Genomic DNA, 19,938 nt, shown 5'->3' with positions numbered 1-19,938 from the left:
CAATCAATGTGTTGTCTTTGGATGAAAATCGTCCAAATGGATTGCGTGCGGTTTTGGTAAATAGGCCTAACGGCCAATGGTGGATTTTACTGTGATCAGTATCCTTACCGTGCGACTAATAGAGAACGACACACAATGATCTCCTATACCTTTCACCGCCGTGTGCTGCTAATGGCAGGATGCTTTGCTGTCGCTTTGGGATTGGCAGCCTGTAACGAACATGACTCCAATGGGGACAAGTCTGCGCAAAATAGCGGGCAGTCCAACAGCGCCCCTGTGGATACATCCTCCCCAACGCAAAACGGCTCTGGCTCCAATGGCGCCACAAACAATGATTCTGGCGCCGACTCAGGATCTTCAGATACTGGGTCTACTACTCCTTCAACTCCAGATGGGGGAGGCGGCTCTACGAACCCTTCACAGCCAGATACTCCAACGGAGCCTACCACGCCTTCCGAGCCCACAACTCCTTCACAACCCGGCGATGACGATTCATCCAACGATGATGCGCCAGCCGAGCCAGAACGTTCGTTAATGGTTAGTGGTTATGTGATGAAAGGGACGCTGAAAAACGCCTTGGTGGCTGCGTTCCCAGTTGTAGCGAAAGGCGCGGCGAATGATGCGGATTATCAAAATCCCGCTGCGCTTACGTTGACCAATTCCGATGGAAGCTACGAGCTGGTTATTAAAAATCCGGTGGCGGGCGGCTATCTGATTGAAGCGACTTCCAACGAGAGTACGCGTATGACCTGCGACGCCACCGCTGGCTGCGGCCTGAATGCGTCCGGTCAGGGAACATCCTTTGGCGATGTGATGTCTTTATCTGAAGGGTTCGTCCTCGATTCTTATTTGCCGCTTCCGACTGCCGATAAAGCGGTTTTGAATATTTCCGCGTTGACTCACTTGGCGGTCGCTTTGTCTCACAAGAGCAGTAAAGGATTAACCTCCGTATCCTGGAGTAAGGCGAAAACGGATTTGGCGAAATCCTTAGGGATTCAGGCCGGACTCATTGATAAGCGCCCAGTAGACCTGGTTGCTATTTCCAATAGCGATGCAGCGGGCGCTGACGTGGGGATTGAATACATGCGCGCCAGTGTGGTTAATGCTGCTTTTGCAGGTTTGGCGCAGCGTCAAGGTATGTCCATTGCTAAAGTAATGGGGGACGCAGTTAAGTCTTATACTGATTCCGGCGAGCTTCCTCCCAGCGATTTCAATACTCAGGCGCTGGTGACCATGAACGTGTTGTTCAATGAGGCGTCTGCTATTTCTACTGACTTGGAGGCGATGACTGGCAATAAATCAGTACAGTCATTGTTGTCTCAAATCAGTCAGCAATCTTCTGATTTCGCCAAGCGTGCGGCGTTGGGCGATTCCACGCCAGTTAAGATTTCCATACAGCCCACGTCGGCCAGCGTATATGTGTCAGAGTCCGTGACTTTGAATGTCTCAGCGACAGGGACAGACCCCATTCGCTATCAATGGCGCAAAAATGGCGTCAATCTGCCTAACGCAACTCAAAGCTCGTTGGCGCTTAAAGGTCTGACTTTAAGCGGCAGTGGTAATTACGATGTAGTGGTCAGCAATGATGTGAGTAGCGTCACCAGTAATCGCGCCAGCCTTAAAGTTTCCTCTAAGCCAGTGCGTAAAGTGAAGATCGCCTGGCATATTCCAACTACTCGTGAAAATGGCGACGGTCTGGCTAAAGCTGAATTGAAAGGGTTCCGCATTTACCATCGCGCTCCAGATGAAAATTACGAGAAGGTGATACAGATAAGCAACCCATCGCAAACCAGCATTGAGTTGTCGGATCTGCCCGCTGGCTACAATACATTCGCTGTGACGGCGGTGGATGTGAACGGACTGGAAAGCGACTCATCCAAAACCTTGTCCAAAACCTTTAAATAACCATTGGCGCGGAGCGCGCTGGAATGGATCAAGGCCGGAAGCCTGTCTGCAATGGATAAAGCCCGGCCTTTTTTAATTCTCCCGCCTTAAAACTTCCTCTTTTTTCGCCAGACAATTAACCTTTACCTCAAAAGTTCTACTGTTATGCTAGGCGGTGTTGGGGCGACGATTGTGTTGGCCTTCGGATTACTATCGCATCAAGGAGCTAAAATGCATGTCATGCTGAAGCGCGTTCTGTGCTTTATCGTTTTGCAGTGGATGGTTGTCAGCGCTCAGGCGGCTGATGATAGAGGGTTATTCTGGCGGGTGGAGTCCGGTGGCGCGACGGCTTATCTGCTTGGCGCCATTCACTTCGGGTCTGATGAGTTTTACCCCATGCGTCGCCAGATCATGGATGCGTTCAAGCGCAGCGATGTATTGGTTGTGGAAATGGACGATAAGGCGATTCCCCCCGAGAAACAGCAGGAAATCATTCAACGTACGGCGTTTTACCCCAACGGCGAAACGATTCATGACCACTTATCTCCAGAAACTATAAAGCTGCTAAAAGATCGACTCAGCTTGCATCAGATTCCATTGCAGGCGATTGAGCGCCAGCGTATTGGTTTCATCGAATTGACCCTGGCGGCTCTGGAAGCAATGCGTTTGGGCTATTCACAGGATAGAGGCATCGACTTCTACTTCATGAGCCAGGCGAGAGGCAGTAAGCCCATCCGCGAGATAGAATCTTTCCAGGAGCAGATGGAGTTGGTGATGAAGCTACCCGAGGTTGAAGAGGCTACTCGGGAAGAGCTGTCCAAAATGGACGAGTACGAGAAGATTTGGGGAGAAATGGCGACTGCGTGGAGAAAAGGAGATGCGGATACGATGTATCGACTGGCGATTGGCGACCCCTTGAAAGAAACTCCAGCCGCCAAACCTGTCTACGAACTGATGTTTGATGGCCGTAATCCAAAGATGGCGAAGTCAGTGGAGGCCTGCATGAAAAACAGGGAAGTCTGCTTTGTCGTGGTTGGCGCAGGTCACCTGGTAGGGCCCGGCAGTGTTGTGGATTTGCTGCAAAAACAGGGCTATCAGGTTTCGCAGCAATAACTAAGCTGAACTCCGCTTAATGACGGAAGCTAGACCACGCTCACGTTGGCTTCCGTATGTTCCTTCAACTTATTCCACAGCTTCTCCAGGCTGGGGTGCTTATTATCTCTCTTGCGATAAAAGCGCACTTCCAAGTCTGTGTAATATCTCTCATCCCCCGCTGGTTTCATTCTGCCGTAGCGAATGCTTTCCTGCGCCAGCCTGAATGGAATCCAGCCTACGCCGAACCCTTCCCGAATCATGGCTTTGACGCTGACGGAGTGGAAGTTCTTGTTGACGGTCACCAGGTGCAGGTCGTTCTGTGCGTGAGTGATCGTATGATGAACAACCGGCTTGAGGAAGGCGTTGTCATGATAGTCGATGAAGGGAATAGGTCTCCTTTTGTGCCCAGGTAAAACGAACTTGGGAGCGCCGGATTCATCCACGGAGCTGCATGGCAGCAGCCGTTCTCCAGCGATCTTTACATACTCAAATACATTGGGCGATGCATCCGCCAACAGCTCGATGCTGGGGTGCCAATAGCACAGCATGATATCGCACTGCTGTTCCATCAACGCATGGGAAAAATCGCGAACGGTCCAGGCGGTTGAGTGGAGATTCAAGTCCAGTACAATGTCCAGCGCGCGACTGAACGGCTCCAGCCACGCTTTATAAAAAGAAAGGTAAAGCGTTTGCGTCGTTGCAAAAACCAGTCGGCTTGATTGTTCTTCGCGAATCGCGTGGCATTCTTCCCGTGTGTCCCTGAGGATGCGGGTGATTTTGTCAGCGGCGTCGAGAAACAGCTCGCCTGCTGGCGTCAGCGAAAGCGGCAGGGTGTTCCTGTCCACCAGCTGTACGCCCATTTCTTCTTCCAGAAGTTTTATCCGACGGCTAAATGTCGGCTGCGTCACATTCTGCTCGTCCGCGGCGCGTGAAAAGTGCCGGGTTTTAGCGAGAGCTATGAAGTCTTCAAGCCAACGAATTTCCACAGATCTACAGTCCGCTATGATTTTATTGTTGGGGGTGGTTGAAAAAGCCGGCTAATCTAGCCGGCCTTCTTCAACAGCATGACATGCCACCTGTGTTCCGTCTACCTCCCTTAATACGGGGACTTCACGTTTGCAGCGATCGTTAGCGTGAGGGCAGCGGCCGTGAAAAACACAGCCTGAAGGCAGGTTTACCGGGGTGGGCACTTCGCCTTTGAGGCGGATAAAGTCAGGCTTCTCGTCTTCCAGTCGCGGAATGGCGCTGAGCAGGGCCTGGGTGTAGGGGTGCCGGGGCGCTGCGAACAGCTTGCGAGCCGTAGTGACTTCGCAGAGAGAGCCCAAATACATTACCGCGACGCGGGTGCCGAAATGCTCAACGACGGACAAGTCGTGGGTGATGAACAAATAGGTGAGGCCGCGTTGTTCCTGGGCGTCCATCAGCAGGTTCAATACCTGCGCCTGAATTGATACGTCCAAGGCGGAAATAGGTTCGTCAGCGACGATAAACTCGGGATCGACAATCAGTGCGCGCGCGATGCTGATACGCTGACGCTGACCGCCGGAGAACTCATGAGGAAAACGCTCGCCCCAGGAGGGGTCCACGCCCACGGACTTCATGACTTCCGCCACTTTGTCCTTCAGCTCTCCGGTGGCCAGTTTAGGCTGGTGCCAGCGAATCGGCTCCTCAAGGGTTTGCTTGATGGTCATGCGTGGATTCAGCGATGCATACGGATTCTGAAAGATCATCTGCATCTTGCGGCGGTAGGGCATCATCGCGTTGGACGAAAGGTGGTCTATACGCTGGCCTTCGTAGCAAATTTCGCCGCCGCTGGGAGAAAGAAGTCCCATTACGACGCGTGCGACGGTGGACTTTCCGCAGCCAGATTCGCCGACTACGCATAGCGCTTCGCCTTTTTGCACGTCCAGAGAAACGCCGTTAATGGCGTGCACGTACTCGCGCTTCATGTGGAAGCGGCCGTTGGCGAAACTGATTTGATCCAACCAGTCGCCATGTATCGGAAACTTTTTGTATAAGTTTTTTATATTCACCAATGCTGTCATAAGACCGGACTCTTGTAATTCTATTTCTCTTCGGAAGCGGGGACGTTAGCCTGTTTGATCATGTCCTCCACCATATGGCATGCCACGCGGCAACCACCGGATATAGTAAAGTCCGGCTGTTCCTTCTCGCATCGCTCTTGCGCATAGGTGCAACGAGGATGGAAGGCGCATCCTTTGGGAATGCGTTGCAGCGGAGGCATCGCTCCGGGAATCTGGTATAGACGTTCTCCAGGCACGCCCTGCTGCGGTAAGGCGTTGATCAGGCCTTGCGTGTAGGGATGCTGTGCGTCATTGATGATTTCCTTGGTCGGGCCTTGCTCGATTATTTTTCCTGCGTACATGACGATCATCTGTTGCGTGACCTGGGATACAACGCCCAGATCGTGAGTGATCAGAATCAGTCCCAGGTTCTGGCTTGTGCACAGTTCCAGCAGCAGATCCATGATCTCCGCCTGGATGGTGACGTCCAGAGCGGTTGTAGGTTCATCGGCGATGATGATGTCTGGATTCAGCAATAGAGCGATGGCGATAATGATGCGTTGCTTCATACCGCCGGAAAGCTCATGAGGATATTGGTCCAGTCGTTTTTCCGGAGAAGGAATCTGTACAAGCTTGAGCTTTTCCAGGGCGATTTTTCTCGCGTCTTCTTTGGATACCCGCGTGTGCGCCTGCAGACACTCAACCATCTGAGCGCCAACTGTCAGCACGGGGTTCAGGGTCATCATGGGATCCTGAAAGATCATACTGATACGGTTTCCGCGCACGTTGCGCAGTTGGTCGGGAGACATCTTCAACAGGTTTTTGCCGTCGAAATTGATCTCTCCGCTGGAGATATAGCCGGGGCGGCTCAGCAAGTTGAGTATGGAGAATGCAGCGACGGATTTACCTGCGCCGGACTCACCCACGATGCCCAGGCGTTGACCGCGGTCAACGGTGAAGCTGATATCCCGCAGGGCGGTAACGGCGCCGCTGCGCAATCCAAATTTTACTTCCAGGTTTTTAACTTCTAATAGCGCCATGGATCAGCCCTTGTAAAGCTTGGGATTGAGAACGTCGCGCATCCAGTCGCCCAGCAGGTTCACCACCAGGACAAGACAGATCAGCACGATGCCGGGAATGATGGTGATCCACCAGGAGCCCGAGAAAATAAACTCAAATCCGCTGGATATCAGGGAACCGAGAGACGGTTTCGAAGGCGGCATGCCCAAGCCAAGGAAGGACAGGGAAGCTTCCGAGATAATAGCGTTGGCGATCTGCACCGTGGAGATGACCAATACTGGCGACAACGTGTTCGGCAGAATATGGCGGAACATGATGCGATTGGAGCGGAGGCCTATGACTCTGGCGGCGTCCACGTACTCTTTCTTACGTTCAGCCAACACGGTGGCGCGAACAGTACGGGCGTACTGCGGCCATTCGGCGATGCCGATAACCATAATCAGCATGAATAGCGCCAGCTCCTGATACAGCTCTGCGCCAAATGCGGCCTGGAACACGGCTAGTACAATAATCGCCACCATTAATGTGGAGAACGATAACTGGATGTCCGCCAGACGCATCAGGAAGTTGTCGACCTTGCCGCCGAAATAGCCGGCGATCAGACCAATGACGATGCCCAGGAACGCTTGCAGCAATACTGCGCAGACGCCGATCATCAATGAGATGCGGGTGCCGTAGAGAATCGTGCTCCACATATCGCGCCCTTGAGAGTCGGTTCCGAACACAAAACGCTCGTCTCCGTTCTCCTGCCAGTTTGGCGGGATTTCCGCATCCATGATGTCGACCTGGGTGAGGTCGTAGGGGTCAAAGGGCGCCAATACCGGCGCCAGCAGGCTCGCGGACAAAATCAGCGCGAATATCGTGAAGCTGACGATGGCGATCTTGTCTTTCTTAAAGCTGTGCCAAAAGTGAGAGTCTTTAAACTGCGCCCATCGGCTCGGTGAAGCTTTTACGTTTGATTGCATGAGGGTTACTCTCCTTCCTGATGCTATTGCTTACCGGCCAGTTTTACGGTTGGGTTAACCAGTCCGTAAATCAGGTCCACGATAGTGTTGGTAATCACGAAGATGGCGCCGACGACAATCAGATAGGCCACGATCAAGGGCGTATCGACGCGGTTCACTGCTTCCAGGAACAGGAAGCCCATGCCAGGCCATTGGAAGACCGTTTCGGTCAATATCGTATAAGCGACCATGGTGCCTATTTGCACGCCGCCGACAGTAATGACGGGCAGCATGGTGTTTTTAAGCGCATGCAGAAAGTAAATACGTTTCGGATTCAGGCCTTTCGCCCAGGCGTAACGGACGTATTCCGATTCCAGCACTTCCATCATTTCCGACCGGATGAGGCGGATAAATAATGGCAGCATGATGGAAGACAGGGCGATTGAGGGAAGAATCAAGTGTTTGATGCCATCCCAGGTGAAGAAGCCAGAGTCCCAATAGCCAAACACATGGACCAGTTCGCCGCGCCCGAATGAAGGCATCAGCCCCAGTTCTATGGCGAAGACGTACATTAATAGTATGGCTGTGAGGAATACTGGTATGGATATCCCGATAATACTGACTCCCATCACCAGTTTGGAAAGCCAGTGGCGCGGTCGAATGGCTGAAAACACGCCGAGCGGCACCGACAGAAGGACGATGATCAGCGTAGCGCCGAATACCAGTTCCAGGGTGGCGGGAAGTTTCTTGAGGATAACCTGCAAGGCGGGCTCTTTAAAAAAGTAAGAGTCGCCAAGATCTCCCTGAACGGCTTTTTTTGCGAAACGCCAGTACTGGGTGAGGAAGGGGTCATTGAGTCCCATTTCTTCCCGCAAAGCGTTACGTTCTTGTTCTGATACGGCTTGTCCCACCAGTTCACGAAGTGGGTCGCCAAGATTGTCTTGAATGGAGAAACTGATCAGGCTGATGACGAACATCACCACCGCAGCCTGAGCGATTCTGCGAATTAAAAATGCCAACATCTAATAGATACCTAAGGCGTTAAAAGGAGAGCCAGATTCTTTCCCTTCGGACAGCAGTCCCATCACTGCTGTCCGATCCCCTCCAGAATCTGGCTCTGATTCTTTGCCTGAATGGCGGACTAATCAAGCTTGGTTAGCTTACTTAATCACCAAGTCGCCGAAGTACGGGAAGTCCATAACGTTCAACACTTCTTCGGCTCCGACATTCTTTTTGGAGGCCCAGGCCAGGTCCTGCCAGTGCAGCGGGATGAAAGCGCCTTCGTCGTACAGAGTCTTCTCGATGTTCTGCATGATTTCTGCGCGCTTCTTGGTGTCAGTGACCTTGTTGGCCTCTTTCACCATTTCATCCACTTTCGGGTTGCAGTAGTTACCGCTGTTGTACTGTCCTGCGCCAGTCTCGGTATTTGGACACATCACCAGGAACTCATAGAAGTTATTGGAGTCCTCGGTGTCAGAGTGCCAGCCGATCATCATGATGTCCGCAGAGCGAGCATCGAACTCAGGCCAGTATTGCGCTTTCGGCAGGGTTTTCAGGTCCACTTTGATGTTGATTTTCGCCAACATGGCGGCGGCGGCCTGCGCGATTTTCTCATCGTTCACGTAGCGGTTGTTCGGCGCCATCATGGTGATGGAGAAACCTTTTTCGTAACCCGCTTCTTTCATCAGCTCTTTGGCCTTTTTCAGGTCAAAGCGAGGCTTCAGGTCCGCGTTGTAACCCAGGTAGCCTTTCGGGCTTAACTGAGCGGCAGGCGTGGAGAAGCCTTTCATGATTTTGTCGCTGATAGCTTCCTGGTTGATCGCGTAGTTGATCGCCAGACGGACGCGAGGGTCCTTGAATTCAGCACGACGATTCTGGTTCATCTGGAAAGTGATGATGCGAGTGCCGCTCATGGTGACCAGTTTGGAGTTCTTGTCGGACTCAATGCGCTTAAGGTCGGTCGGCGGTACTGGCGCGATATAATCCACGTCGCCGGAAAGCAGCGCCGCGACGCGAGTCGGGTCTTCTTTGATAGGCGTCAGGATCATTTTGTCGACGTTACCGGGAGACTTGGTGTCCCAGTAGCCAGGGTAGCGCGCGAATTCAACTTTTACGCCCTGTTCGCGGTAGGACACAGTGAAAGGTCCGGTGCCGGAGGCTTTGCGTGAGGCGAAAGAGTTGCCGTGCTTGACCAGCAGGTCTTTTGGCTGGCCGTTGTCATCCGTGCCGCTGTAGAAAGCGCTGTCCATCGGGAACAGATAGGTCGCGTTGTTCAGCACCAATGGAAAAGGCTCTTTGGTCACCAGATCGATGGTGTAGTCGTCAACAATTTTAACGTCCGCGAATGGCTCGAAGATTCCCTTGAAGTCTGGAGACTGTTTCAGACGATCGAAAGTCCACTTCACATCTTTGGCGGTGAATGTGTTTCCGGAGTGGAACTTAACGTCTTTGCGCAGGTGGAAGCGCATGGTCAGGTCGTCGACTCTCTCCCATTTTTCCGCCAGGCGCGGTTCGAATGTGAGATCTTTGGTCCAACGAATCAGAGGATCGAACAACCAATGAGACAGCTGCAAGGTGCCGCCGGAAAGTTGTTCATGAGGGTCGAGTGAAACGGGGTCTGCGTCCAGCGCGAGCTTGAGTGTCGCGGCGTTAGCGTTTACCAGGCCTAGTGACAGAACTGCCCCGGCAATGATACCAAGAGTCTTTTTCATTGTTTCGTCTTCCTTCTTTGTTGGGAATGACTGTTTATTATGAGCGACCGGAAATATCCGTCCTGGAGCCACCAGCCGCGTCTACTGCCGACAGGTCAGCATTAGAAGGCGTTAAATCAAGTTAGCGTTGATTCAGGTTATCCCTAAAGAAATGATACATGGTCGTTAGAAGCGAGTACTGCATCATGAGATAAGCAGACTAATGGCTCGCCTATGAATCAGACAATCGAAATTTCGACACGTCTCATGCATGAAACGTATAAGTATGCACCCGTATTGTGAAACGCCGAAATTAATTGGTGCAGATTAAAGCGGGGTTTATGCGATATTTTCTCATCTTGATGTAAGGGCGTCTAAGTGTTTGAAAAAAGGGGAGCTGTAATAAAAATGGCGAAAAAAGAACCTATCGACTATATTAGGTGGTCGGCTTCGCCATAGATTTTGCGTATACGCCAGCCATTCGAAATCCAAAATTAATGCAAGGGATTGTTCGCCAGCGCCAGTCGCAAGAAAGCTATCGCAAGTCCGCCTTCGGTCATCAGGGGAAATCCTGTCCCCGTCCTGTTGTAAAAACTTTGTTGGAGCAAAGTGAATGGAAAATATGTACCCCGCTGGTCCTTCCTCAGTTCCTGAGAATCTAACCCGTCCCACTGCGGGCTATAAGCAGAAGGCCTGGCTCGCCATGGCCGGGCTGGCTTTGTTTGTCACACTCTATTTTTTTCTGGCGGGCTGGTTCAGCTGGATAGCAGGTAAACGCTTATACGCCGCCTATCTGGGTGGGGATGAAGTGTTGTTTAACGCAATCGCCGGCGCTCTCGCTGCGTTTCTGGCTTTATTCCTGTTGAAGGCGTTGTTTTTTGTCAAACATGGACACGAGTCCGGCGATATTGAAATCAAGCCGGAACAAGAGCCTAAACTCTTCGAATTTTTATATCGGTTGGCTGACGAGGCGGGGGCGCCGAGACCGCACCGCGTCTTTTTGTCGCCACGGGTCAATGCCGCAGTATTTTACGACCTGTCGATCCTCAACCTGATCTTTCCCTCCAAGAAAAATCTGGAGATCGGCCTCGGGCTGGTGAATGTGCTGACTTTGGGCGAGATGAAAGCTGTTCTGGCCCATGAGTTCGGGCACTTCGCCCAGCGGTCGATGGCGGTGGGGAGATGGGTGTATGTGGCGCATCAAATCGCGGCTTACATCATCGCTGAACGGGATATGTTCGATAACTTTCTACGCGGGCTGTCCCGATTCGATTTACGTGTAGCCTGGATCGGTTGGCTGCTGTCTTTGATCGTCTGGTCCATACGATCCCTGTTGGACACGGTGTTCAGTCTGGTGGTGATGGCGCAGCGCGCGTTGTCGCGGGAAATGGAATTGCAGGCGGATCTGGTGGCGGTGTCGTTGACCGGCAGCGACGCTCTGGTGCACGCGTTGCATCGATTGCAGGCCGCAGATGAGGCCTGGGACAGAGCGTTGCGGTTTGTCGGCGGCGAGTTGAGCGAGAAGCGCGGAGTACAGGATATTTTCGCCGTGCAAAGTCGCGTCATCGAAAGCATCGGCAAGATACTGGATAAACCCGACTATGGCTGCGCCCCTTTGCTGCCAGAGGCGAATCCGGAAGCGCATCGAGTGTTTAAATCCGCTTTGGCGCAACCGCCTCGCATGTGGGCGACGCACCCGGAGAATTCGGAAAGGGAGAACAACGCCAAGCGCGTCTATGTGGCGGCGCCTTTGGATGAGCGCTCGGCCTGGGAACTATTTTCCGATCCTGCGGCGATGAAAGCGCAAATGAGCGCTCACCTGATCCGTCTGGAAGAGGAGGCGGCGCCGGCGGATATTCAAGAGTCTTTGTTGAAACTGGACAGCCAGTTTGATCGGGCGTATCTGAATCCTGCCTACCGGGGCGCCTATCTGGGACGCTCAGTGGTGCGTAGCGCCGAGACGGTTGATGATTTATATGACAAGAAACCTATTACGAACGCCATCAGCACTGAATTGGCGGCGCTGTATCCAGAAACCTTGACGGCGGACCTGGAGCGCTTGCGTAATCTGGAAGAGGAACGGGTTTCGCTGCAAGCGGTATACGACAAAATTTTCACTGCTCCTGGAGGCGTTATCCGCCACCGTGGACAAGAGCTCAAGAGGGCGGAGTTGCCTGGCGTCATCGCTGAGCTGGAAAAAGAGGTTCAAGACGCTCGCGAACAGATTTGTCGCCACGACCGCCGTTGTCGCAGTGTGTTTCGCGCTGCGGCGAAGAGAGTGCCTGGGGGCTGGGACGCCTATCTGACAGGTTTGGCGGCCATGTTGCATTACGCGGATCATTCAGAGGCCAATTTAAGAGACGCGCAGGGATTGATGGCTAATGTGGTCGCAGTCATCACTGCGGACCGCAATGTCAGTTCCCGTGAATTGAAGCGTCTGTTGGTCGTGGCGGAAGAGGTATATCAAATTCTGCGCCTGGACTTTGCCGTGGCGGTGGAGGTGACGTTGGACGCCACATTGAGTGAAAAACTTGGCTTGTCCCGCTGGAGTGATGCGTTTGGCGAGTTCAAGCTGCCGCCGCCCAGCAAGAACAATATCAATGAATGGATGCAGGCCATCGATAGCTGGATAAACAGCGCCGCTGGCTGTTTTTCTGCGCTCAGACATGCGGCGTTGGAGCAGTTGTTGCTAACGGAGGCCAAAGTGGCGCAAAGCCTGAAAGACGGAGAGCAAATAGGAGAAGCTCCGAAGCCTTCCCGAGCGCCTGCGAAATATTCGGTGCTGTTGCCAGGTTCTGAACGTAAGCGGCAAAAGCGCCTTGGACTTTGGGACCGTTTCCAGACTGCGGATGGCGTTGCGCCTGCATTGGCGCGTTTCCTTATCGCAGTGGCGATTGTGGGAGCCGCATTGGGAGCAGGGCAGTTTGCGGAGCTTTTAGCGCGCTAAGGTCCCTGATAGAAAATTCTGAGAAGACAAAAAAACCCGGCGTGAGCCGGGTTCTTTGCGTTGGGATCAGCGTGGCAGTCTGACTGTCAGGTAGTTGGACGGAGTGCTTGCGCCGCAAGCGTTCTTCGCCACCACTCTTGGATAGTAGACATAGCCTTTTTGCAGTTGGTAAAAGTCCACGTAGTTGCCCTGGGTGCTCTGATATGGCTTCCAGGATCTGGCGTAGCCGTCCCAGGTCTGCACTTCATACTGCGTGGCGTCGGCTACTTTGGGCCAAGTCAATCTGAATTGGGTGGAGTAGACGTAGGAAGACTGCAAACCGGCCGGCTTGGCGGGTGGATTCGTACAGCCTTTACTCTGGGGGATGACCACTTTGATCCAGTTGGTCGCCTGTCCGGAGCCGCACTGATTCTTGGCGTAAACACGATAGTACTCGGTTGTGCCTAGACGGCTTGCCGTGACTTCCATGGACGTCGCATCCGTTTCCTTGTGATCGCGCCATTCCCTGCCAGTCCATTTTTGCACCGCATAGGATGCTGCGCCGTCTGCTGCGCTCCAGCTCAGAGTGAAGCGTCCATCGTTAACATCCGATGCGGCGAAGGCGCCGGGAACGCCCGGAGGCTGCGTGCAGTCCTGGCTGTCAGTCAGCTCCACGGCGAGGTACTCGGATGGAGTGGATGCGCCGCAAGCGTTTTTGGAGGAGACTCTGACCCATTGAGTGCTGCCTTGCTCCAGTCCGTTGACGGAAACAGTAGTCTCAGCTGTGTCTTCCAGGGCTTCCCACTTGGAAGCGGATTCGTTCCAGATTTCAGTGTGATAGCTTTCCGCCCCTGAGACGGCGCTCCAAGTGAAGCTGAATGAGGTTGCGCCGATATTCGCAGAAGCCAGGCCTGTTGGCGTAGCAGGCGCTTCTTTGCAACCGGAATCAGAGTCGCCCAGGGTGATTGTCCAGGTGTTCTCAGCGATCAGCAGCTTGTTGGGATCTTTGATGACGCGGGAGGTCTTGTCCGCGGCGACGGCTTTCAGTTTATACACGCCCTCCTGATATTTACCGCTGTTGAAGGTGAATGACGCGCCTTCGCCGACTTGCTGTTCATTCAGATACCACAAGGTCTTCACGGTATGAGATGCGGTATCCACTGGCGTAACGGAAAAGTCTCTGGACTCGCCTTGCCCCATGGAAATATCAGTCTGTGCGGGATTGGCGGCGTCGATGACATTCACGCGGCCATAGATGCGACGCACGATTTCACTTTCGTTGACGGCGTAGAAAGGCTGGCCCAGCTCTTTCATCATAGAGTTCTGCGTGGGGCGGTACATGCCGCGAGTACAGTACATCGCTCCCTCAAATACGCCGACGTTGGAGTCGACATCCATCCAATGTCGCCATTTGGCGCCGCTGGAATTGGCGGTGGCGTTGGCGTTGTCCGGCTCGTGCACCTGACAGGTACCATAATCATATTCGTCAGCCAGTTTGGCGAAGCTGTGGCCCAGCTCATGCAACGCCAGATCGATGGCTTGTGGGGCCAGGGACATGGTGGCTACTTGGCCGCCTGCGCCGCCGTATTTTTCAGTGTTGACTACGACCAGGACTTTATCCATGGCGTTAGCCGGCATGACGGACTTCAGGTAGTTGAGTACTTTGCTCTCGTCGACGCACAGCAGGCGTTCAATGTTGTAGCAGTTAAAGTAGGCGCCGAACTTGGTGTCGATAGGGCCGCCGTTGCCAGCGCCGCTCTGGTTGCTCGGTACTTCCACGCGCCATACGTTGAAATGGTTTTTGTACTCTTTATAGATATCTTCGCCGAAGTAGCCTTCTACGATTTTGCGCGCATCTTCTTCGAACTTGCTGAGGTCGCTGCTGGTGTAGCCTTCGGAGACTAATACCAGGTCAGCCCGGTTTTCTGAATCACCGGTTTTGAAAACGCTGAATACGCCATTATCCGCCCGGGCTTCCAGGCTCACTGAGGCTGCTGTCTGCGCCGTCTGTTTCTTTCCCAGCTTGATGCGCTGCAACAAGTTGAACTGGTAACCGGAACGCTGTTTCTTGATGGCGTTCAACTCCAGGGTGCGGATATCCAAACGGTTGGGAACGTCCAGACGTAGCGTACCTGTGTTCTTGACGATCTCTTCCGCAATTTCCACTTGGCCGCTGTCAGGGTCGAAAGCTTCCGCATGCATCAACAAAGGGTTGCCGACCGCCTGTCGATAGACTTCGCGGCCCTCGGCGTCCTTACCTATCACCATTAATTGGTCGTCGGAAACGATTTCATCGTCCTGATAAAATTTGGCCTGTTTGGCGATTTTGTCTTTCACACTGGCGTTGACGCCGGCGGAAAGATCGCTGGGATTGGCTGCATTGACTTGAGTGCGATCTAACTGGATGTGCAGCTCGGTCACTGATTCTGCTGTGGCGAAGGCGGATGAGCACAGCAAAAAGACAGGTATGAATAACTTCGCAAGCGCCTTCATTTCTAGCTCTCCTTTCAGGCAAGAGGTCCATGGACGGGATATGCGCCGGAGTTTGTGCGTCGGCGGCATCATCCGGAATCATCCATTTCTCATGGTTAATGACATGCCCGGAGCCTTAACTCCCTCTGCGCCGGACTGGTTAATTGATAAGCATAGCCGCTTAATAATACACAGGAGCGGAGGCCTTTTATGTAGTTCCTAGGAGCTATGCAGGAGGGCGTATGACTTGTTAAATCAATGGACTAGGCTTATTTCAAAATGAGTGGGCGATCTGCTTTCCGGCATAACGCCCGCTCTAAATAACCTGGGGAAATAAAGAAATACTTTTTTCGAATAAATTAATTGAAGCGGATAATTACGGATGCGTTTTTTAAATAGGGGGCGTTCTGTTCGCAGATCACTTTGCTGACGATAAAGCGTATGAAAAATTAGGAAAATTAATCTCTGACGCTTATTATCGGATGCAGGTCGTATGGCCTTAGAAGCTTTTATTAAATTTTTATGAAGGGTGTCTCCACTGTGATCGAACATATCAAAGGCAGTCTGCTTGAAGCTCAGCGGGCTCTGGATGACTTTATCGCCAACGCGGAGGCTTTGCGTAGCGTGGAGGCGGCGGCCGAGACGCTGATTAAAACCTATGAGCGCAAGGGGCGGGTATATTCCTGCGGCAACGGCGGCTCCATGTGCGACGCCATGCACTTTGCAGAGGAATTGACCGGGCGTTACCGCAAGAATCGGTCAGGATTGGGCGCGATCGCCATCAGCGACCCCAGTCACATGAGCTGCGTCGCCAATGATTTTGGCTATGACTACGTTTTCTCAAGATATATCGAAAGCCATGGCCGTGAAGGCGATAGCCTTATCGCCATCAGCACCAGCGGCAAGAGTCCCACTATTCTCAACGCGGCCAAGGCGGCGAGAGAACAGGGCGTCAGCGTGATCGCTCTGACGGGTAAAGCGGGTTCGCCCCTGGAGAGTCTGGCGGACGTATGTATCTGCGCTCCCGGCGGCTCGTACGCAGACCGTGTGCAGGAACTGCACATCAAAGTCCTGCATATTCTGATTGAGTTGGTGGAGCGCCGCTTTTTTCCTGAGAACTACGAGCAGGCTTAACTCCTGTCGTTAGGCGTCTCTAAATAAAAAAAACCGGGCATCAGGCCCGGTTTTTTGTCGGTCAGACAGGTTAACCGCGTGGCCGGATTCTACGGGTCGACAGCATCTTGGACGGCTGCAACAACTCATCCAGTTGCGCTGCGGTCAGCAACCCTTCCTCCAACACCAGCTCCACGACGCCCCGTCCGGTATGCAGCGCCTTCTTGGCGATGCGGGTGGCGTTTTGGTAACCGATGAATGGGTTCAGCGCGGTGATAATGCCGATACTGTTCTTAACGGTATTCTCACAATGCTCTTTATTGGCGGTGATGCCGGCCACACACTTGGTTTCCAGCATTTTGATGGCTTCGCCGAGCATGCGCATACCGCTGAGCAGGTTGTAAATGATCAACGGCTCCATGGCGTTCAACTGCAACTGTCCTGCTTCCGCCGCCATGGTGATGGCGAGGTCGTTGCCGATGACCTGAAACGCAGTCTGGTTCATGGCTTCAGGAATAACCGGATTCACTTTGCCGGGCATAATAGAAGAGCCGGGCTGCATGGGCGGCAGGTTGATTTCATTGAAGCCGGCGCGAGGGCCGCTGGATAGCAGACGCAAGTCGTTACTGACTTTCGACAGCTTCACCGCCAGACGCTTGAGCACGCCGGAAAACAGAATAAAGGCGCCCATATCCGAGGTGGCTTCAACCAGACAGTGCGCTAATTGCATGGGCTTGCCGGAGATGTCGGCGAGCGCGTCAATCGCCAGATCCGGGTAGTCTGGGTGTGCATTCAGGCCGGTGCCGATGGCGGTTCCGCCGAGGTTCACTTCCTGCAGCAAGCCCGCCGCGTAGCTGATGCGGTCAATGTCTTCGCGCAAGGTCACGGCGTAAGCGCCGAACTCCTGGCCAAGCGTCATGGGAACTGCGTCCTGTAGCTGGGTGCGACCCATTTTGATGACGTCGGCGAACTCCCGAGATTTCTCTTCCAGCGCTTTGATCAAATCCGACAACGCAGCGCTCAATGGCTCCGAAGCGAAAATAATCGCCAATCGCGCAGCGGTAGGATAGGCGTCGTTAGTGGACTGCGACATATTAACGTCGTTGTTGGGGTGCAGGAATTCATACTCGCCCTTGACGTGTCCCATGATCTCCAGCGCGCGGTTGGCGATCACTTCATTGGCGTTCATGTTGGTGGAGGTGCCTGCGCCGCCTTGAATCAGGTCGACAATAAACTGGTCGTGATAGCCGCCGTTGATAATGTCGCGGCAGGCGGCTTCAATGACTTCCGCTTTGGCGTCGCTGAGCTGACCGGTTTGCTGGTTGGCGCGGGCCGCCGCCATTTTGACCATGGCCAGGGAGTTGATCAGTTCGGGGAAGTGGCTGATGGGAACGCCAGTGATATTGAAATTCTGTTTGGCGCGTTGGGTTTGAATTCCGTAATACGCGTCCCGGGGAACGGGCTCATCACCCAGTAAGTCGTGTTCGATTCGAACCTCGGTCATAGATACATCTCGCATGGCCAACAATTATGCAAGCAATGGAAACATGGCGGCCCAGCCGCTGCAATCTCGTAGAATCACTTATCCTGCGGGGGCTCCAGCGGTTTCGAGCGACGCTAACAGCACGCGGACGCACTCTCTCAATTGAGCGGTGATTTGCTTTCTGCCGCTTAGACCCGTCAGGCGGGCGATTTCGCTCCAGTCTTGTTGCTGCTGCACTTTGGCTCGCCAAAGCGTGGCGGCTTTCTCTTCCAGATAAGTTAACTCTGTGTAGGCGTCTAAAATCAGCAGGAGATCCTCAACATTCTCATACGGCCGGCTTCCTTCTACAAATAGCTGCAAAAGTTCGATTTCTCCGGATTGCAAAGCGTTCGGCGTCTGGGAGGGAAGTCGGGATAATATCCAGGGCTCTTGGGTGAAGGCATGGTGGCTGTCGAAGGCGCTGCGTCGCACAAAACGATCGTGCGCCTGAGATATCAATGTTTCCCCCTCGGAATTAAGAGACATTGCGACGCAAGCGGCGTAGGCGCCGGCGACATGATCGCGTTTACCGCCCAGGCGCAACAGTCGATATCCCGCGTGCTCCCAGAATTGCAGCAGGGAGTCGGAGGCGCCAAAGCTGGCTCCGATCAGACAACAATCGGTTTGTTCCAGGATTTTCTTTAATGCCTGCAATATCCACAAGCCGACGCCGCGTCCCTGACGTTCAGGATGTACGGCGATGCGAATGACACGAACCATCGGACGTTGTAATGCCTCTCTGACGCCCATCTGCTGGGCGAACAGTTGTTGCAGCAAGTGGCCCCGTGGACGACGGGTTCCGCGCCAGATGGCGTCGATGAGCGGTGGCTCGGTGAAAGGGCGCTCATGGGAAAGCAAGACTGCGCCGAGAACGCGGCCCCGCACGGTTGATACAAATACGTCCAGTCCCGGGCTATCCAGCAGGGTTCTTAGATCGTCAGGAGTAGTACGGTAGTGGGCCAGAGTCAGTAGCTGGAATATTTCCGATAGCCGCTGCGGCGAACGTAGCAATGACTCGCCATCAAGCCTTTCGAAACAAAGTTCGCTCTCATTCCAAGCGGTTGGTAAAGGCGCAGGCTGATATTGGTTAAGCAATAAGGCGTCGTTGATAAAGGCTTCCAGTGGGTCGCCTTGCGACCAGCGCATGGGTTGCGACATCGTCACATGTCGCCAGCCAGGACGGCGTTTGTCCAACAAGGGAAAGACCCGCAGTGAAAAGCCTTGTCCTGTGCCTTCATAACCGTGAAGGGTGGTGGCGAAAACAACGCTGGGATAATGCTCCAGTAACGACGCCAGAATGGGGGTGGGTATGGCGGCGGCTTCGTCGACTAATATCAGGTCGGCCTCGGGCAGGCGTTGTAATAAGTCATCGGGAGCGATGAATATCAGATGCCGTTTGAGTCGTTCCTGATCGAGACCCAGTTCGGTCGCAGTCATTTCCGCATGCTTGAATAGTGTGGCCACGGCGGCGAAAGAGGGCGCCGTCACTAAGATGCCTTCCGCACTTTCGGCGATTCGGTGCGCGGCTGCGATGCCTAGTGAGGCGGATTTTCCCCGGCCGCGGTCGGCGGTTATGGCCAAGGCGTCCTGCTGTCCCGCAGCCAGCGTACGCAACGCTGTGATCACGGCGGACTGCGAAACCGATCCGGTATGCGCGCTCGTATTGGATGGGGGACTCAAAGCCGTGTAACGGATAATGGGCGTCGCACTCTTGGCGAACGTGATTCGCAGCCACCCGCTGGCGTTGTCCAGGCGCTCCTGCAAGTGTCGCAGATAATGTCCGTCCACATCTTGGTGAGTGAGTGGGTGCGCCAATATCCGTTGATAATCCGGATCATCGAATGATGGCCATTGCCGCGCCGGCGGGGTCAACAAAAGCAATAAACCTCCGCCGAGAACGGTTCCGGTTAGGGCTGCGAAGGCGTCTGCATGAAATCCGCAGCGGGCGTCGAATATCAGGCAATCGATTTCCTGTCCGAGCCTGGTTTGAAAGCGGGCGGCTTCCAGCACTTCCAGTTTCATCTGCAAACTGGATGGTGGCGAGGAGGGAGCGCCCACCCAGACAACCCGTTGGTTTGGCGCAAAATGCTCAAGTATTGGCCAGATCACCGCCTCGACCTCAGGCGCTTCACCCTGAATCAAAATCGGCGCTCTGAAATTGGCGGCGCGCGCGCGGGCTAAAGCGGACGCCAGGGCGTCACGCCAATTCTCCTCTTGAGACATTACGGAATACTGCATGGTGGGTGCT

General features: G+C 53.8%; 13 protein-coding genes. 4 read left to right on the top strand and 9 right to left on the bottom strand.

Annotated features, from left to right (window positions below):
- Positions 1-135: 135 nt before the first annotated feature.
- Both ACQYWX_RS22020 and ACQYWX_RS22015 read left to right on the top strand, forming a co-directional pair.
- Positions 136-1,905 carry an immunoglobulin domain-containing protein gene (locus ACQYWX_RS22020; protein ID WP_431686355.1) on the top strand — a complete coding sequence of 590 codons (1,770 nt, stop codon included), beginning with the start codon at positions 136-138 and terminating at the stop codon, positions 1,903-1,905.
- A 210-nt stretch (positions 1,906-2,115) separates the two neighbouring features.
- Entirely contained in the window at positions 2,116-2,997 is an 882-nt protein-coding gene (locus tag ACQYWX_RS22015; protein WP_431686354.1) for a TraB/GumN family protein, read from the top strand.
- A gap of 29 nt (positions 2,998-3,026) precedes the next feature.
- On the opposite strand, the gene ACQYWX_RS22010 is transcribed toward ACQYWX_RS22015, so the two are convergent.
- From ACQYWX_RS22010 to ACQYWX_RS21985, 6 genes are all read right to left on the bottom strand, one after another.
- Complete coding sequence (locus tag ACQYWX_RS22010) at positions 3,027-3,965, bottom strand: LysR family transcriptional regulator (protein ID WP_216738461.1); 939 nt, start codon at positions 3,963-3,965, stop codon at positions 3,027-3,029.
- A gap of 51 nt (positions 3,966-4,016) precedes the next feature.
- Positions 4,017-5,024, bottom strand: coding sequence for an ABC transporter ATP-binding protein (locus tag ACQYWX_RS22005; RefSeq protein ID WP_216738460.1), 1,008 nt, complete (start codon positions 5,022-5,024; stop codon positions 4,017-4,019).
- A gap of 20 nt (positions 5,025-5,044) precedes the next feature.
- Positions 5,045-6,043 carry an ABC transporter ATP-binding protein gene (locus tag ACQYWX_RS22000; protein WP_216738459.1) on the bottom strand — a complete coding sequence of 333 codons (999 nt, stop codon included), beginning with the start codon at positions 6,041-6,043 and terminating at the stop codon, positions 5,045-5,047.
- A gap of 3 nt (positions 6,044-6,046) precedes the next feature.
- A complete protein-coding gene (locus tag ACQYWX_RS21995) occupies positions 6,047-6,988 on the bottom strand; it encodes an ABC transporter permease (RefSeq protein WP_216738458.1) in 942 nt (313 codons plus the stop codon).
- Positions 6,989-7,011: 23 nt separating this feature from the next.
- The gene (locus tag ACQYWX_RS21990) at positions 7,012-7,989 is read right to left on the bottom strand and encodes an ABC transporter permease (protein ID WP_216738457.1); all 978 of its coding nucleotides are present in this window, start codon (positions 7,987-7,989) and stop codon (positions 7,012-7,014) included.
- A gap of 138 nt (positions 7,990-8,127) precedes the next feature.
- Positions 8,128-9,678 carry an ABC transporter substrate-binding protein gene (locus ACQYWX_RS21985; protein WP_216738456.1) on the bottom strand — a complete coding sequence of 517 codons (1,551 nt, stop codon included), beginning with the start codon at positions 9,676-9,678 and terminating at the stop codon, positions 8,128-8,130.
- Positions 9,679-10,270: 592 nt separating this feature from the next.
- Between ACQYWX_RS21985 and ACQYWX_RS21980 the strand changes: the two genes are divergently transcribed.
- On the top strand, positions 10,271-12,604 hold the full coding sequence (locus tag ACQYWX_RS21980) for a M48 family metallopeptidase (RefSeq protein ID WP_431686353.1): 2,334 nt from the start codon (positions 10,271-10,273) through the stop codon (positions 12,602-12,604).
- A gap of 66 nt (positions 12,605-12,670) precedes the next feature.
- On the opposite strand, the gene ACQYWX_RS21975 is transcribed toward ACQYWX_RS21980, so the two are convergent.
- Positions 12,671-15,076 carry a M64 family metallopeptidase gene (locus ACQYWX_RS21975; protein WP_431686352.1) on the bottom strand — a complete coding sequence of 802 codons (2,406 nt, stop codon included), beginning with the start codon at positions 15,074-15,076 and terminating at the stop codon, positions 12,671-12,673.
- A gap of 519 nt (positions 15,077-15,595) precedes the next feature.
- On the opposite strand from ACQYWX_RS21975, the gene ACQYWX_RS21970 reads away from it, so the two are divergent.
- On the top strand, positions 15,596-16,189 hold the full coding sequence (locus ACQYWX_RS21970) for an SIS domain-containing protein (RefSeq protein ID WP_216738453.1): 594 nt from the start codon (positions 15,596-15,598) through the stop codon (positions 16,187-16,189).
- A 70-nt stretch (positions 16,190-16,259) separates the two neighbouring features.
- On the opposite strand, the gene aspA is transcribed toward ACQYWX_RS21970, so the two are convergent.
- Both aspA and ACQYWX_RS21960 read right to left on the bottom strand, forming a co-directional pair.
- Positions 16,260-17,672, bottom strand: coding sequence for an aspartate ammonia-lyase (aspA, locus tag ACQYWX_RS21965; RefSeq protein WP_253938507.1), 1,413 nt, complete (start codon positions 17,670-17,672; stop codon positions 16,260-16,262).
- 78 nt (positions 17,673-17,750) lie between these two features.
- Positions 17,751-19,928, bottom strand: a complete 2,178-nt coding sequence (locus ACQYWX_RS21960) for a GNAT family N-acetyltransferase (protein WP_431686351.1) — start codon at positions 19,926-19,928, stop codon at positions 17,751-17,753.
- Positions 19,929-19,938 lie beyond the last annotated feature (10 nt).

The sequence above is a fragment of the Hahella sp. NBU794 genome, assembly GCF_050749805.1.
In the GTDB taxonomy this organism is placed as follows: Bacteria; Pseudomonadota; Gammaproteobacteria; order Pseudomonadales; family Oleiphilaceae; genus Hahella.
This window is presented reverse-complemented; position numbering and strand designations above follow the sequence as displayed.

Bases quoted from the DNA above. Each gene is read 5' to 3' on its own strand.
- ACQYWX_RS22005 (WP_216738460.1), bottom strand. From the start codon at position 5,024: ATGACAGCATTGGTGAATATAAAAAACTTATACAAAAAGTTTCCGATA.
- ACQYWX_RS21980 (WP_431686353.1), top strand. From the start codon at position 10,271: ATGGAAAATATGTACCCCGCTGGTCCTTCCTCAGTTCCTGAGAATCTA.
- ACQYWX_RS22020 (WP_431686355.1), top strand. From the start codon at position 136: ATGATCTCCTATACCTTTCACCGCCGTGTGCTGCTAATGGCAGGATGC.
- ACQYWX_RS21975 (WP_431686352.1), bottom strand. From the start codon at position 15,076: ATGAAGGCGCTTGCGAAGTTATTCATACCTGTCTTTTTGCTGTGCTCA.
- ACQYWX_RS21995 (WP_216738458.1), bottom strand. From the start codon at position 6,988: ATGCAATCAAACGTAAAAGCTTCACCGAGCCGATGGGCGCAGTTTAAA.
- aspA (WP_253938507.1), bottom strand. From the start codon at position 17,672: ATGACCGAGGTTCGAATCGAACACGACTTACTGGGTGATGAGCCCGTT.
- ACQYWX_RS22000 (WP_216738459.1), bottom strand. From the start codon at position 6,043: ATGGCGCTATTAGAAGTTAAAAACCTGGAAGTAAAATTTGGATTGCGC.
- ACQYWX_RS21985 (WP_216738456.1), bottom strand. From the start codon at position 9,678: ATGAAAAAGACTCTTGGTATCATTGCCGGGGCAGTTCTGTCACTAGGC.
- ACQYWX_RS22015 (WP_431686354.1), top strand. From the start codon at position 2,116: ATGCATGTCATGCTGAAGCGCGTTCTGTGCTTTATCGTTTTGCAGTGG.
- ACQYWX_RS21990 (WP_216738457.1), bottom strand. From the start codon at position 7,989: ATGTTGGCATTTTTAATTCGCAGAATCGCTCAGGCTGCGGTGGTGATG.
- ACQYWX_RS21960 (WP_431686351.1), bottom strand. From the start codon at position 19,928: ATGCAGTATTCCGTAATGTCTCAAGAGGAGAATTGGCGTGACGCCCTG.